11 protein-coding genes are annotated in these 14,478 nt (G+C 58.3%); 6 read left to right on the top strand and 5 right to left on the bottom strand.

Features of this window, described 5'->3' with window-relative positions; all coding sequences use genetic code 11:
* Positions 1-268: 268 nt before the first annotated feature.
* Positions 269-1,078 (bottom strand): 5'-nucleotidase, lipoprotein e(P4) family, encoded by an 810-nt coding sequence (locus AC6I8C_RS16040; RefSeq protein WP_497823359.1) that lies wholly within the window; start codon positions 1,076-1,078, stop codon positions 269-271.
* A gap of 106 nt (positions 1,079-1,184) precedes the next feature.
* Here AC6I8C_RS16040 and AC6I8C_RS16045 point away from each other — a divergent pair, with 106 nt between their 5' ends.
* Positions 1,185-1,892 (top strand): purine nucleoside phosphorylase YfiH/LACC1 family protein, encoded by a 708-nt coding sequence (locus tag AC6I8C_RS16045; protein WP_497823038.1) that lies wholly within the window; start codon positions 1,185-1,187, stop codon positions 1,890-1,892.
* A 209-nt stretch (positions 1,893-2,101) separates the two neighbouring features.
* Complete coding sequence (locus AC6I8C_RS16050; protein ID WP_497823039.1) at positions 2,102-4,120, top strand: FAD-dependent oxidoreductase; 2,019 nt, start codon at positions 2,102-2,104, stop codon at positions 4,118-4,120.
* On the opposite strand, the gene rlmG is transcribed toward AC6I8C_RS16050, so the two are convergent.
* Positions 4,121-5,239, bottom strand: a complete 1,119-nt coding sequence (gene rlmG / locus AC6I8C_RS16055) for a 23S rRNA (guanine(1835)-N(2))-methyltransferase RlmG (RefSeq protein WP_497823040.1) — start codon at positions 5,237-5,239, stop codon at positions 4,121-4,123.
* Between the two features lie 83 nt (positions 5,240-5,322).
* Here rlmG and AC6I8C_RS16060 point away from each other — a divergent pair, with 83 nt between their 5' ends.
* Positions 5,323-5,826, top strand: a complete 504-nt coding sequence (locus AC6I8C_RS16060) for a M48 metallopeptidase family protein (RefSeq protein ID WP_013359120.1) — start codon at positions 5,323-5,325, stop codon at positions 5,824-5,826.
* Here the strand turns inward: AC6I8C_RS16060 and AC6I8C_RS16065 are convergent.
* Complete coding sequence (locus tag AC6I8C_RS16065; protein ID WP_497823041.1) at positions 5,823-7,511, bottom strand: chloride channel protein; 1,689 nt, start codon at positions 7,509-7,511, stop codon at positions 5,823-5,825. The two genes, AC6I8C_RS16060 and AC6I8C_RS16065, sit on opposite strands and share 4 nt — an antisense overlap.
* Before the next feature lie 146 nt (positions 7,512-7,657).
* Between AC6I8C_RS16065 and AC6I8C_RS16070 the strand changes: the two genes are divergently transcribed.
* The 3 genes from AC6I8C_RS16070 (at position 7,658) to sstT (ending at position 11,337) form a co-directional block, all read left to right on the top strand.
* Positions 7,658-8,644 (top strand): Gfo/Idh/MocA family protein, encoded by a 987-nt coding sequence (locus tag AC6I8C_RS16070; RefSeq protein WP_497823042.1) that lies wholly within the window; start codon positions 7,658-7,660, stop codon positions 8,642-8,644.
* Positions 8,645-8,900: 256 nt separating this feature from the next.
* Positions 8,901-9,869 carry a TerC family protein gene (locus tag AC6I8C_RS16075; protein ID WP_013359123.1) on the top strand — a complete coding sequence of 323 codons (969 nt, stop codon included), beginning with the start codon at positions 8,901-8,903 and terminating at the stop codon, positions 9,867-9,869.
* A gap of 235 nt (positions 9,870-10,104) precedes the next feature.
* Positions 10,105-11,337, top strand: a complete 1,233-nt coding sequence (gene sstT / locus AC6I8C_RS16080; RefSeq protein WP_497823043.1) for a serine/threonine transporter SstT — start codon at positions 10,105-10,107, stop codon at positions 11,335-11,337.
* A gap of 196 nt (positions 11,338-11,533) precedes the next feature.
* Here the strand turns inward: sstT and AC6I8C_RS16085 are convergent, their stop codons facing one another.
* Positions 11,534-13,024, bottom strand: coding sequence for a UxaA family hydrolase (locus AC6I8C_RS16085; protein ID WP_497823044.1), 1,491 nt, complete (start codon positions 13,022-13,024; stop codon positions 11,534-11,536).
* Between the two features lie 4 nt (positions 13,025-13,028).
* The gene (locus tag AC6I8C_RS16090) at positions 13,029-14,477 is read right to left on the bottom strand and encodes a tagaturonate reductase (protein WP_497823045.1); all 1,449 of its coding nucleotides are present in this window, start codon (positions 14,475-14,477) and stop codon (positions 13,029-13,031) included.
* Position 14,478 lies beyond the last annotated feature (1 nt).

Genomic DNA, 14,478 nt, shown 5'->3' on the forward strand with positions numbered 1-14,478 from the left:
TGACAAATAAATACAATTAATAAATAAGGGGATATGCACTGCCATACCAACCGGTGTGCTTTTTACCAGGAATACTCTTAATTAAAAAATTAACTATTAGCACAATCCACCGGCTTAATTGCTGACATCCAGTTAAATATGCCTGTAATAAGAGAAGAATGAAGCAAGAGATGATTAATTTGATTTGCAGCAGAATAGTGACGGCAGTAAGTAAATCAGGGCCATTTCTGAACAGAGCCTGAACGGGCAGGCTCTTTTTCTTGACGAATTATTTACCGTTCCAGGTCTGCAGCCGTGATTCCCTCACCGACAGCTGCTGTTCCGGTGTCAGTTTATTGTAGTTTTCCGCCATTCCGCTCTCCCAGTCGCCGTAAAGCGGATTCGGCAGCACGATGAACTGCGTACCAAACTGCTGGTGGTTAAGATTCACAAAGTCGCGACGCGTCTGATTACCCTTATGCCAGGTCGAGCCACCGAAATCGTTGAGGTTGTCGCCGACATAGAGCACCACGTTGTAGCCCGCGTTTTTGATGGCATCGAAACGCGCCTGCTTGTTGGAGCTGTCGGTATTCAGACGTACCGTTTTATCGCTGACGTCAGGGAAGCCGAGCTGCTGCATATTGGCGACCGTGGCGGCGTAATCTTTCTGATCGCGGTTCGACACATAGAACAGCGTACCGCCATTCTCTGTCACATGACGTGCGAACTCTACTGCACCCGGCACCGCTTTCGCCTGACGCGCCTGCGTCCAGGCTGACCAGGTTTTGCTGCTGAACGGCTGGCCATTCTTCGCCTGCCATGCACTGTAGGCGCTGTTATCCAGCATGGTTTCATCCAGATCGACAATCACCGCTTTGGGTTTGCCGGCCAGCGACGGTGCCTGATCAAACGCCATGCGCGCGGTGTTAAACGCCTGCCAGGTCAGTGCCTGATATTCACCAGACTGCTGGAACCAGTTCAGCGCCAGCACCGATTGCTGGCCGAGTTGCTGTTGCGCGGTCTGATGTGTCGACGAGGTGCAGCCGGTCAGCAGCAGCGCGACCAGTCCGGATGCAGCGAGTTTTGCGGAGGTTTTCATCATTTCATCCTTAAGGTGAGAAAGGTCTGAGGAGAAGCTTCAAAAATGTAGCAGTTAACGTAAGCTGTGGGCAGCCCAACGCACGCTGTTATAACAGGAGATTCTTATGGCCGTGATTCCGCGCTCGCCGTTGCTCGATTCGCTGGAGTGGCTCGATTATGCGTTTCAGCCCGCCGGTGAGCCGCCTCCCGCCGATGCCGCCTGGGGACATCAGCGCCACAGCGCGACCGTGGTCACCGACATTGAGAACATCCCGCCGAAAAGCTGCGAATCGGATGGCGTGATCGGCAGCGGGACGCGCCCGGTGGCGGTTTATACCGCTGACTGCCTGCCGGTGCTGTTCGCCGGTCGCCAGCAACGGATCGTGGCGGCAGTTCATGCCGGACTTAAGGGCACGCTGGCGGGCGTGCTGACCCGCGCCGTGGAAAAACTGGGCGAGCTGGGCTGTGAGCCGCAGGATCTGGTGGTGGCCATCGGCCCGGCGATGGGGCCCTGCTGCTATGAACTGGCTGAACCGCAACTGGCGGAGATAGCGCAGAACCCGGCGTTTGCCAGCGGGCTGCGCTGGCACCGGAACCAGCCGGTCAACCCGCTGGCGCAGCGTACTCAGGCCTCTGCCCACCAGCAGGGCGTCTGGTTCGATTTGCCTGCGCTGGCGACGCAGTTGCTGGTGAACGCGGGTGTGCCGGCCGCGCAGATCGATAACGTGAATGTCTGCACCTACTGCATGGCGGAGAGCGGATCAAGCTACCGCTTTAATACTCACCATGGCAGCGGCTATCGCTCACGCTATTCGTGGATCCGGCGGCGTTAGCGGTTTCAGAGCCGGTTAACCGGGCTGAACATCAAAAGCGATGCAGGAGATGGCGGTGCTGCGTAACACACAACCTCCCTGCTCCCGCTCATCAGCACTTCCCCACCGATGTTTATGATTTCACTCACACCCTGACATTCTTTCACTTTTTTTTAACGCAGAAGTGGCTAGAGTGAACTCATCCGACCACTTAACTGTGAGTGACTACAATGTCCGTCAATCCTGATTATCCTGCGCTGTTTACGCCGCTGGACCTTGGCTTTACCCAATTGAAAAACCGCTTTCTGATGGGGTCGATGCACACCGGTCTGGAAGAGCATCCGGATGGCGCAGCCCGGCTGGCGGCGTTCTATGGCGAGCGGGCGCGTGAAGGCGTTGCGCTGATCGTCACCGGCGGCATTGCGCCCAATGCGCAGGGTGTCACCACCGCGCATGGCGCGATGCTCACCGACGAGGCGCAGTGCAGCTGGCATCGGCAGATCACGCAAGCGGTGCATCAGCATCAGGGCAAAATCGCCCTGCAGATCCTGCATACCGGCCGTTACAGCTATCAGCCCGATCTGGTTGCGCCTTCGGCACGTCAGGCACCGATTAACCCGTTCACGCCTCAGGCGATGAGCGAGGCGGCGATTGAACAGACCATTGATGACTTCGCCCGCTGCGCCCGGCTGGCCCAGCAGGCGGGCTATGATGGCGTGGAAATTATGGGTTCCGAAGGCTACCTGATTAATCAGTTTCTGGTGAAGCACACCAATCAGCGAACCGACCGCTGGGGCGGCAACTTCCGCCAGCGGATGCAGTTCGCGCTGGCGATTACCCGCGCGGTTCGCGCCGCAACCGGCGACGCCTTTATCATCATCTTCCGGCTGTCGATGCTCGACCTGATCGAAGAAGGCAGCACGCTGGAGGAGACGCTGCTGCTGGCGGGCGAGCTGGAGCAGTGTGGCGTCACGCTGTTCAATACCGGCATTGGCTGGCACGAAGCGCGCATCCCGACCATCGCCACCTGCGTGCCACGCGCGGCCTTTGCCTGGGTGACGCAGCGTCTGCGCGCCCATGTGTCAGTGCCGGTGATCGCCACCAATCGCATCAACCACCCCGCCGTTGCCGAAGAGCTGTTGCAGTCGGGCTGCGCCGATATGGTCTCGATGGCGCGCCCTTTCCTCGCCGACCCCGCCTTTATCAGCAAAGCGCAGCGCGGCGAACCGGACAGCATCAACACCTGCATTGCCTGTAACCAGGCCTGCCTCGACCAGGTGTTTGCCGGGAAGATCACCTCCTGTCTGGTCAATCCACGCGCCTGCCATGAGTCGCTGATGCCGGTTATCGCCAGCACCGCACCGCGCAGGCTGGCAGTAGTGGGTGCCGGTCCCGCCGGGATGGCGTTTGCGCTGCAGGCAGCGCAGCGCGGTCATCAGGTGACGCTGTATGAAGCCGCGCCCGACATTGGCGGCCAGTTCAATATTGCCCGGCAGATCCCCGGCAAATCGGAGTTCAGCGAAACCCTGCGCTATTTCCGCAATCAGCTGGCGGCTGCGGGCGTGACGGTTAAAACCGGCTGTCGGGTCACGGCGGATCAGCTGTGTGACGCCGATGAAGTGGTGCTGGCAACCGGCATCCAGCCGCGCACGCCCGATATTCCGGGCATCGATCACCCCTGCGTGCTCAGCTATCTTGAGGTGCTGCGCGATAAGCGCCCGGTGGGTAAACGGGTGGCGATTATCGGCGCGGGCGGGATTGGCTTTGATGTGGCGGAGTATCTGTCACAGCCTTCACATGACGAGGATCGGGCGGCGTTTTACGCCGAATGGGGCATCGACCACAGCCTGACGCAGCGCGGCGGCATCGTGAAACCTGAGCCGCCTGCCGCGTTACGGCAAATCTGGCTGCTGCAGCGCCGGACGGGGAAACCCGGTGCCGGGCTGGCAAAAACCACCGGCTGGATCCATCGCGCCAGTCTGCAGGCACGCGGCGTGGAGATGTGGGGCGGCGTAGAGTATCTGGCGATTGATGATAGCGGCCTGCATCTGCGGCGTAACGGCGAAATGCTGCTGCTGGCGGTGGATAACGTGATTATCTGTGCCGGACAGGAGCCGCAGCGCGAACTGGAAGCCGCACTGCGTGCACAGGGACAGATGGTGACGGTTATAGGTGGCGCAGACGTAGCGCAGGAGCTGGATGCGCGCCGCGCCATTGCGCAGGCGACGCAGCTGGCGTTAACGGTCTGACTAGCGCATTTTCACCGCGCGCAGCACCACAAACTTCTGGTTAGAGGCGATCAGCGTGCAGTTGCCGAACAGCTTCTTCAGCTTGTGGTGATAATCGAGGTGGCGGTTGCCGACAATGCGCAACTCGCCGCCATACTGAAGGCAGCGTTTCGCATCGCGGAACATCTGCCATGCAAGGTGATCGGTGACCGCGTGCTGCTGATGGAACGGCGGATTGCACAGCACCGCGTGCAGCCGATCCGACGGATAGCCGCTCAGCACGTTGTTCACCAGGAACTGGCAGCGCGACAGATCGTCAGGACGGTTCACTTCCACATTAAGCTTGCTGGAGGCGACCGCCATATAAGACTCATCAAGGAAATGCACTTCGGCCTGCGGATTCTGCTCCAGCGCCACCAGTCCTACCACGCCGTTGCCACAGCCCAGATCGACAATCTCACCCTCAATGTTTTCCGGCAGATGCTGCACAAACAGCCGTGCGCCGATATCCAGCGACGAACGTGAGAAGACGTTGGCGTAGTTGTGAATCTGGTAAGGGGTGCCATCCAGCGGCCAGACCAGCGTCGGCGTCGCCTCACGCAGTGCAGGCTTGCTGAACTGGCTGAAAATCAGACGCGCTTTTTTCCACGCCAGTGAGGTTTTGGTTTCACCGATGATCTGTTCGAACAGCTGCAGAGTCGAGTTATGGATCTCTTTGGCGCGCGCCGCCGCCAGAATCACCGTATCCGGTGTGACCACTTCGCGAATGGCACGCAGCTGATGCTCCAGCAGCGCCAGCGTTTTCGGTATCTTAATCAGCACCGCCGCGGGAGCCGCTGGCAGTTCAGCCAGGCTATCAACAAAGTGTACGTCGCTATCATCCAGCCCATTAAAGGAAAGGTTCTGACGGGCGGCCTGCTGGCTGAGCCAGGAGTCGCTGACATGCCAGACGGTGCGTGGACTCAGGGCGCAGGTTAATGCCCCGAAACTGTCGTTGAAGACCAGCACCGGTCCTTCCGGCAGCGCCTGCTGTAACAGATATTCATCAGCCGCATCCCAGGCTTGTAATGGACTTTCGTCACGCATCTGCGGGAAGCGATGCAGGATCAGTGTGCGATCGTTCAGTTCAAGTTGGCTCATGAATTCTCCGGCGTGGTACACTTTGATTGATTTTCGCCCCAAAAACGGGGGCGCAGTATACTGTCTTTCGCCTGGAATCCCTAATGTCCTCACTGATCTACCTTCAGGGCTATCCTGCCCCTCTGCTTGAGCAGGTTCAGACGCTGATTACCCACCAGCGCTTAGGTGCGTTTCTGCAGGAACGTTATCCCGACACGCACGACGTGATGAGTGATAAAGCGCTCTATGACTACACCCAGGCGCTGAAAAACCGCTATATGCGCAACGCACCACCGATCAGCAAAGTGATGTGGGATAACAAGATTAAGGTGATGAAGCACGCACTCGGGCTGCACACCGCCATCTCGCGGATTCAGGGCGGCAAACTCAAGGCGAAAGCGGAAATTCGTATCTCGACCTTTTTCCGCCTCGCGCCGGAACCGTTTCTGCGGATGATCGTGGTGCATGAACTGGCGCACCTGAAAGAGAAAGATCACGACAAGGCGTTCTATCAGCTCTGCTGCCATATGGAGCCGGATTATCACCAGCTCGAATTTGATGCGCGACTCTGGATGACTGACCAGGCGATGCGCGGTAACGCGGCTTAAAGAAACTCCTGCGCTTTCTGAATCAGGCTGGTTTTAGTCAGCGCGCCCAGAAAGCGTCGCTCCTGAGGATTATTCAGCACCGGCAGTCGCTCCAGCGTGACCGCCGCAAACGCCTCCCACCCTTCACGCATACTCTGATTCTCAAACACCACCGGGAAGTCCTGATCCATCACGCACTGTACCGGTGAATCGAGTGTGATCTCCTGCGCCAGCACCCGGCGCGAAATCTCATGAATCGAGACCACGCCGAGGAAGGCACCCGCAGCGTTGATCACATAAACATAGCGTTCACGCTTCAGCGAGCTGACCGCCAGCGCCTGCCCCACGGACTCCTCGGGCTGCAACGCCGCACCGGGAATAATCAGCTCGGCAATGCGCATGTTATCGAAATCATATTTCGCCTCTGAACGGCTGAAGTGATGACTCACGACCGGATAGGTACTGGCCGATTGCAGGCGATAGACCACCATTGAAGCCAGCACGGTGGCAATCATCAGCGGGAACAGCAGGCTGCTGTTGAGCGTCATCTCCAGCACCATCAGCATCGCCATCAACGGTGCCTGACTGACCGCCGCCAGCACCGCCGCCATGCCAATCGCGGCATAGAGCAGCACGTTACCCAGCGGCAGATGCAGCGCCGCACCCACCGTGGCGATGATGACGCCAAGCAGTGCACCAATTAGCAGCGAAGGCGTAAAGAGTCCGCCGACCGCGTTCGATCCTACCGACAGGCTGGTGGCGAGGGTTTTCAGCACCAGCAACAGCAGCAGCCCCGGCAGCAGATAGTTGCCCGCCATCACTTTGACGATGACTTCATAGCCGTTGCCGAGGATATCGGTGGAGATCAGCGCCAGTAACCCGACCGCAAAGCCGCCCACGCCCAGACGCACGGGCAGCGAGGCGACCCGGCTGAACAGCACTTTGCTGCGGGCGATGCACTTAATCAGCATCCAGCCCGCCAGTCCGGCGCTCAGCCCAATCACCACCGTCATCAGCAGGCTGCTGAGATCCATAGCGAAGCTCGCCTCCGCCAGCGGATAGAGCGCGCTGCGGAAGCCCAGCGTCCACATGGTCATCACCGCCGTCGCCGAAGCGATAATCAGGGGGATCAGCCGCTGCAACGCGGAAATGCCGAAGGCGATCTCCGCGACGAAAATCGCGGAGGCCAGCGGCGCATGGTAGACCGACGCGAGGCCCGCCGCGGCCGCCATCGCCACCACATCACTGTTTTTCAGGTTAAGCGAGGACGGTAACAGGCGGCCAATCGCGCTGCCGCACAGTGCCGAGAGCTGCACCATCGGCCCCTCTTTACCGATCGACGCACCGCTCCCGATACTGGCAATCGACGACAAGGCGCGGAACAGTGAGGTTTTGGTCGGCACCGCATCGAGCCGGGCGTTGATCACTTCAAGGTAATCCGTTTTCACCGTCTGCTGCTGCTCAATGGCAACCGCATAACGCAGGAAAAAGCCCGCCAGCACGCCGCCCGCGCCCACCAGCAGCGGCCAGAAGATCCACGGCCAGAGATGCAGGGATTCGGTAATGTCGCCACTGCGGGCAAACAGCAGATGGTTGATCAGTTCAATGACGCCACGAAAAGCCAGCGTCACCAGCGACGCCGCACACCCGACCGGAATGGCAATCAGCAATGTGGTCCAGTTTAATGCGTGCTTACTTGCTTTCACCTGTGCTCCCTGGTTGATGCCTGTTTATTCTCGCTTCCGCATAGTATTGGAATGCGGATCGCAGGATCAATCCCTGCCTGCCCGGCGCGCTTGCACCGCGTCGGTGAGATGTTACTCTGCCGCTTTACCGCTGCCGGAGAGATGACGTGATTCGTTTTGCCATTGTGGGAACAAACTGGATTACACGCCAGTTTATTGATGCCGCTCATGAAACCGGGGCAATGAAGCTCTGCGCGGTCTATTCACGTAGTCAGCAGCAGGCTGACGCCTTTATCGCCGATTATCCCTGCAAACAGACCTTCACGTCACTGGACGCCCTGGCCGCCAGCCCGGCGATCGATGCGGTCTATCTTGCCAGTCCTAACGCCCTGCACTGCGAGCAGGCGCTGCTGTTTATGTCGCACGGCAAGCATGTCATTTGCGAAAAACCGCTGGCCTCGAATCTGACCGAAGCAGAGAAGATGATCGCCTGCGCCCGTGAGCATCAGGTGGTGCTGTTTGAGGCGTTTAAAACCGCCAGCCTGCCGAATTTCCTGCGGCTGCAGCAGGCGCTGCCTGACGTGGGTAAACTGCGAAAAGCGCTGCTGAATTACTGCCAGTACTCCTCACGTTATCCGCGCTATCTCAACGGCGAGAACCCCAATACCTTTGATCCGCGCTGGTCGAATGGCTCGGTGATGGATATCGGGTATTACTGCCTGGCCTCGGCGGTGGCGCTGTGGGGCGAGCCAGATAGTGTGCAGGCCACCGCGACATTGCTGGCGAGCGGCGTTGATGCGCATGGTGTGGTGGTGCTGAGCTACGGCGATTTCGACGTGACGATTCTGCATTCAAAGGTAAGCGATTCCAGCCTGCCCAGTGAGATTCAGGGTGAGGCGGGCGCGCTGGTGATTGAAAAGCTATCGGAGTGCCAGCAGCTGACCTTTATCCCTCGCGGTGCGGAAAAGCAGGCGCTAAGTCAGCCGCAGCATATCAATACCATGCTGTATGAAGCGGCCGCTTTTGCCCGGCTGGTTGAGCAGCGACAGGTGGACCATCCGGCACTGGAGGTTTCGCGCATTACCGCCGCGCTGCTGACTGAAATCCGCCGTCAGACCGGCGTGATTTTCCCGGCCGATCGGGCGGCTGTGTAAATATTTCTAAATATGTCTGTGAGGAGTTGCTTCCTGTGCGGTTAAACCGTAACTTACCCTCCTGCAAAGGGGAGTAACTTGTAAGCTGATTGATCGTCATTACGTTGCGCAAGCATCCGGTCATCAGGCAACCCGGAATCCATTTCTGTGTTGTAAGTGAGACCTTGCCGGAAGGCGAGGTTTGCTTACACAAAAATAAGCGGCTGACGTCTTCTGACTTCAGCCGTTTTTTTATTTTTTAAGACAGGATACGAATATGCAAACTGTGGGTACGCCTTTACTCTGGGGCAGCTTTGCGGTTGTGGTGCTGATCATGCTGGCTATCGACCTGCTGTTGCAGGGACGCCGTGGCGCACAGACCATGTCTTTCAAGCAGGCGGCTGTCTGGTCGCTGATCTGGGTTTCGGTCTCACTGTTGTTCAGCGCCGCCTTCTGGTGGTATCTGGAGGGCAGCGCGGGACGTGAAGTGGCTAATACGCAGACGCTCGCCTTTCTGACCGGTTACGTGCTGGAAAAAGCGCTGGCGGTCGATAACGTCTTCGTCTGGCTGATGCTGTTCAGCTACTTCTCTATTCCGGCTAATCTGCAGCGCCGCGTGCTGATCTACGGCGTATTGGGCGCTATCGTACTGCGTACCATCATGATCTTCGCGGGTAGCTGGCTGGTCACGCAGTTCAGCTGGATCCTCTATGTGTTTGGTGCCTTCCTGCTGTTTACCGGCGTGAAGATGGCGCTGGCGAAAGAGGATGACGGTGCGGTGGGCGACAAGCCCGTGGTGCGCTGGCTGCGTAAACATTTACGCATGACCGACGATCTCGACGGCGAGAAGTTCTTCACCCGCAAAAACGGCGTGCTGTTTGCGACCCCACTGCTGCTGGTGCTGATCATGGTGGAACTCAGCGACGTGATCTTTGCCGTCGACAGTATCCCGGCGATCTTCGCCGTGACCACCGACCCGTTCATCGTGCTGACCTCAAACCTGTTCGCTATCCTGGGCCTGCGTGCCATGTACTTCCTGCTGGCGAACGTGGCGGAACGTTTCTCGATGCTGAAGTATGGCCTGGCGATTGTGCTGGTGTTTATCGGCTTCAAAATGCTGATTGTCGACCTTTACCATATCCCGGTCGGTATCTCCCTGGGTGTAGTCGGTGCCATTCTGGCGTCTACCCTGCTGATCAACGCCTGGGTTAACCGCAAAAGAGACCAGAAAAAGCTCGCACCATAATTACCTGCAGGGGCAGCGGATGCCCCTGTTTTATTTTGTGGCAGCCTGTCATGCCATTTCATCTCTCTGTCACACTTCCACTATCCAGCATAATAAAAACCTGACCTGTGCCACAGCGACAGAACTTTCTCTTTTCTCAGCCTGTCATTTCCTTATACTCCGCCGGGCAAACCGTTTTAGCCGATGTAAAACATCGCGTCTGAAACTACATCCGCGACAAAATATAGAAAATATTATGCAGAAAACTCTCTCCGCACGTCTGGGCACGCTGCTCGCCGGAAGCCTGGTGAAGCAAATCATGATTGGGCTGATCGCCGGTGTGGCGCTCGCCTGGATTTCACACGATGCCGCGCTGGCGGTCGGTCTGCTGGGTGAACTGTTTGTCAGTGCGCTGAAAGCGGTCGCGCCATTGCTGGTTCTGATGCTGGTCATCGCCTCAATCGCCAACCACCAGCAAGGCCAGAAAACCAATATCCGGCCAATTATTATGCTCTATCTGCTGAGCACCTTCTTCGCGGCGGTCGTCGCGGTGGTCTTCAGCCATCTGATCCCGCAGACGCTGACGCTGGCGGTGGGCAGCACGGAAATCGTTCCCCCTTCCGGCATCACCGAAGTGTTACGTGGACTGCTGATGAGCATGGTGTCGAATCCGATCACGGCTCTGATGCAGGCGAACTACATCGGCATTCTGGTCTGGGCGATTGGCCTGGGTCTGGCGTTCCGTCACAGCAGTGACAGCACCCGTGCCTTTCTCAATGATGCCTCTGAGGCGGTAACGTGGCTGGTGCGCTGCGTCATCCGCTGTGCGCCTGTCGGTATTTTCGGTCTGGTGGCGTCGATTCTGGCCTCAACCGGCTTTGGCGCGCTGTGGCAATATGCCCATCTGCTGGCGCTGCTGCTGGGCTGTATGGTGCTGATGGCGCTGGTGGTGAACCCGCTGCTGGTCTTCTGGAAAATCCGTCGTAACCCCTATCCGCTGGTCTTCACCTGCCTGCGTGAAAGCGGCGTGACCGCCTTCTTTACCCGCAGTTCTGCCGCCAATATTCCGGTGAATATGGCGCTGGCGAAACGTCTGGCTCTGGATGAGGACACCTATTCGGTGTCGATTCCGCTGGGCGCGACCATCAGTATGGCGGGTGCATCGATCACCATTACCGTGCTGACGCTGGCGGCGGTGCATACGCTGGGGATCAGCATTGATGTGCCGACGGCGATTCTGCTGAGTCTGGTGGCGTCACTCTGTGCCTGTGGTGCATCGGGCGTGGCGGGCGGTTCACTGCTGCTGATCCCGGTCGCCTGCAATATGTTCGGCATTCCGAATGATCTGGCGATGCAGGTGGTGGCCGTGGGCTTTATTATCGGCGTCCTGCAGGATTCAGCGGAAACCGCGCTGAACTCCTCAACCGATATTCTGTTTACCGCCGCGGTCTGTCAGGCAGAAGCGGAGCGCGAAACCAGCCGGGCTTAACCTTTCAGATAGCTCAAAAGCTCAAAGAGTGGGTGGCAGAGTCCGAAGAGCAAAGCGTCCCGCGCCAGGGAAGGCGCGGGCCGAGCGAGCAGGGATGCTTTAAGCGACTTTGCGATCGGACTCTGCCACCCACGAAGGGCACAGGATTAACCGACGGTAATAACAACATCAGGATCGCCATTGTTTGCCTGACAAACTATAGCGTCACACCACTTTTGAAAATCGCCAGCTCGCGGAAATCGTTCTTCTCGTTGTTGGTCGGCTGACCGCTGGCAATCGCCACAATGCTGTCGACAAAGTCCTCCAGCATTGCGTCCATACTCATCCCCTCGATCAACCGTCCGGCATTAAAGTCGATCCAGTGCGGCTTCTTCTCCGCCAGCGGCGTGTTGGTGGCCAGCTTCACTGTCGGCACAAAACCGCCATAAGGCGTGCCGCGTCCGGTACTGAACAGCACCATGTGGCAACCGGCTCCCGCCAGCGCACTGGTAGCGACCGCATCATTGCCCGGTGCACTCAGCAGATTCAGCCCCGGCGTTTTCAACCGCTCGCCATACTTCAGCACATCGACCACCTGGCTTTGCCCCGCTTTCTGCGTACAGCCCAGCGACTTCTCCTCCAGCGTCGTAATGCCGCCCGCTTTGTTGCCCGGCGACGGGTTCTCGTAGATCGGCTGCTGGTGATCGATAAAATACTGTTTAAAGTCGTTGATCATCGCCACCGTTTTGCCGAAGGTCTCTTCGTCGCGACAGCGGCTCATCAGAATACGCTCTGCGCCAAACATTTCCGGCACTTCGGTCAGCACGGTCGTGCCGCCATTGGCGATCATCTGGTCCGAGAAACGCCCCAGCAATGGGTTCGCGGTGATGCCAGACAAACCATCCGAACCGCCACACTCCAGACCAAACTTCAGCTCGCTGAGTTTGCCCGGCTCGCGCCGGTCGTGACGCATTTTTTCATACAACGCATGCAGACGCTCCAGCCCGGCTTCAACCTCATCGTCATGCTGCTGGCAGACCATAAATTCGACCCGGTCGCTTTCAAACGCGCCAAGCGTATCGCGGAAGGCATCAACCTGATTGTTCTCACAACCCAGACCAATCACCAGCACCGCGCCCGCGTTGGGATGACGCACCATATTCTGCAGCATGGTGCGGGTGTTTTCGTGGTCCTGCCCCAGCTGCGAGCAGCCGAAGGTGTGGCTGAACAGGAACGCACCGTCAATGCCTTCTGCCTCCTGTGTCTCTTTCAGGAAGCGCTGCAGGATCTGACGTGAAATCCCGTTGACGCAGCCAACGGTCGGCAGGATCCACAGCTCATTGCGGATGCCGACTTCGCCGTTAGCGCGACGGTAGATCTGTACCTCCCGGTCACCCGGCTGCGGTGGCAGCGTCACAAAATCGGGCTGATACGCGTACTCATCCAGATCGCTGAGATTAGTGCGCGCGTTCTGCGAATGGATTAACGCACCGGCGGCCACAGGCTGAGTGGCATGGGCAATCGGCAGCCCATATTTGATTACCAGCTCATCCTGCGCGATAGGCTGCAGGGCAAATTTATGCCCGCGTCCCACGGCCTGTTGCAGCGCCACGCTCAGTGGCGGCAGCGCTATCGTGGCGCCCGCATCCAGGTCACGTAACGCCACGGCGACATTGTCGCGGGGATTAATTTTGATTGCATCTTGCATAGCGTTATCTCAGTTGGCTCAGCGCCTCACGCATTCCGTGAGCGATGATATTTTGCAGGTGTCGGGTAACAACCGCAGCCAGTCCGGGCTGACGGGTTAAATCTTCGCCCCAGTGTTGCGCGTCGCTGAGCACAGCATGCACCAGCTGTTGCGGTAACATCTGGTCCGCATCAACCGCTTTCCAGGCGTCGGCGTAGCGCTGTAGCCACTGCGGCTCATCCTGTAACGGCCAGCTTTTTCCAGCTGACTCACCGCGGTAGAAAGCAATCAGCGCCGCCAGCGCAAAGGTGATGTGTGTCGGCCATTCGCCGGTTTGCTGATGTGCGGCAAGCAGTGGCGTCAGGAGACGGGTGCGGAATTTGGTCATGCCATTCAGGGCAATCGACAGCAGCGCATGACGAATGAACGGATTGCGGAAACGGCGCTGAACCGCATCGGCAAAGGCGTGCAGCTCATTAGCAGGCAGATCCAGCGTCGGGATCACTTCGTGACGCAGCAGGTTATCGACAAATCCGGCAATGGCCGGATCGGCCATCGCCTCACCCACGCTCTCAATACCGGCCAGAAACGCCACCGGCACCATCGCGGTATGCGCGCCATTGAGGATGGCCACTTTCTGCGCTTTATAGGGTGCAATATCATCCACATGCCGGACCTGCGGCGACAGCGCCGCCAGCTTCAGTTCGCTGAACAGCGCCGACGGCCCCTGAATCACAAACTGATAGTAAACTTCGCCCGCCACCAGATAGCGATCTTCATACCCCAGCTCACGTTGCAGTTGCTCACTTTCCGCCGGGAAACCGGTAACGATGCGGTCCACTAGCGTGTTGTAGAAGGCACAGTGCTGATGAACCCAGGTTTTGAATTCGGATGGCAGATGCCAGTGATCGGCGTAGCGCAGAACCAGATCGCGCAACGCGTCGCCGTTATGGTCAATCAGCTCGCACGGCACCACCAGCCAGCCCCGATCGCTGGCCCCATTGAAGTGTGAATAGCGCGCCCACAGCAGTTGCGTAAGTTTGCCCGGGAAGCTACTGGCAGGCTGATCGGTGAGCTGGTCCGTGCCGACAAAAGCGATGCCCGCCTCAGTGGTGTTGGAAAAGACCATACGCAGATCGGGATTACGGGCCAGCGCCATAAACTCGCCAATCTGCTGATAAGGCTGGATTTCACGACTCAGGCTGCGGATCAGCCGGGTTGCGCTGACCTGTTCGCCCTGATCGTTTAACCCGCGGATCAGCGTGGTGTAGAGACCATCCTGCTGGTTCAGGCTGTCGCTGACTTCACGGTTGCGCGGCCGCACCACTACGATCCCGGCGTCGGTGCCCTGATGTTCATTCAGCCAGTCAATCTGCCAGTCGATAAAGGCGCGCAGGAAGTTGCCTTCGCCAAACTGGATCACCCGGTCGCGATAGACTGCACCGGGAAAGTCGTGGCGGTTTAGCCTTTTCATT

This window comes from Pantoea sp. X-Soil-YNGN-844 (assembly GCF_059730595.1).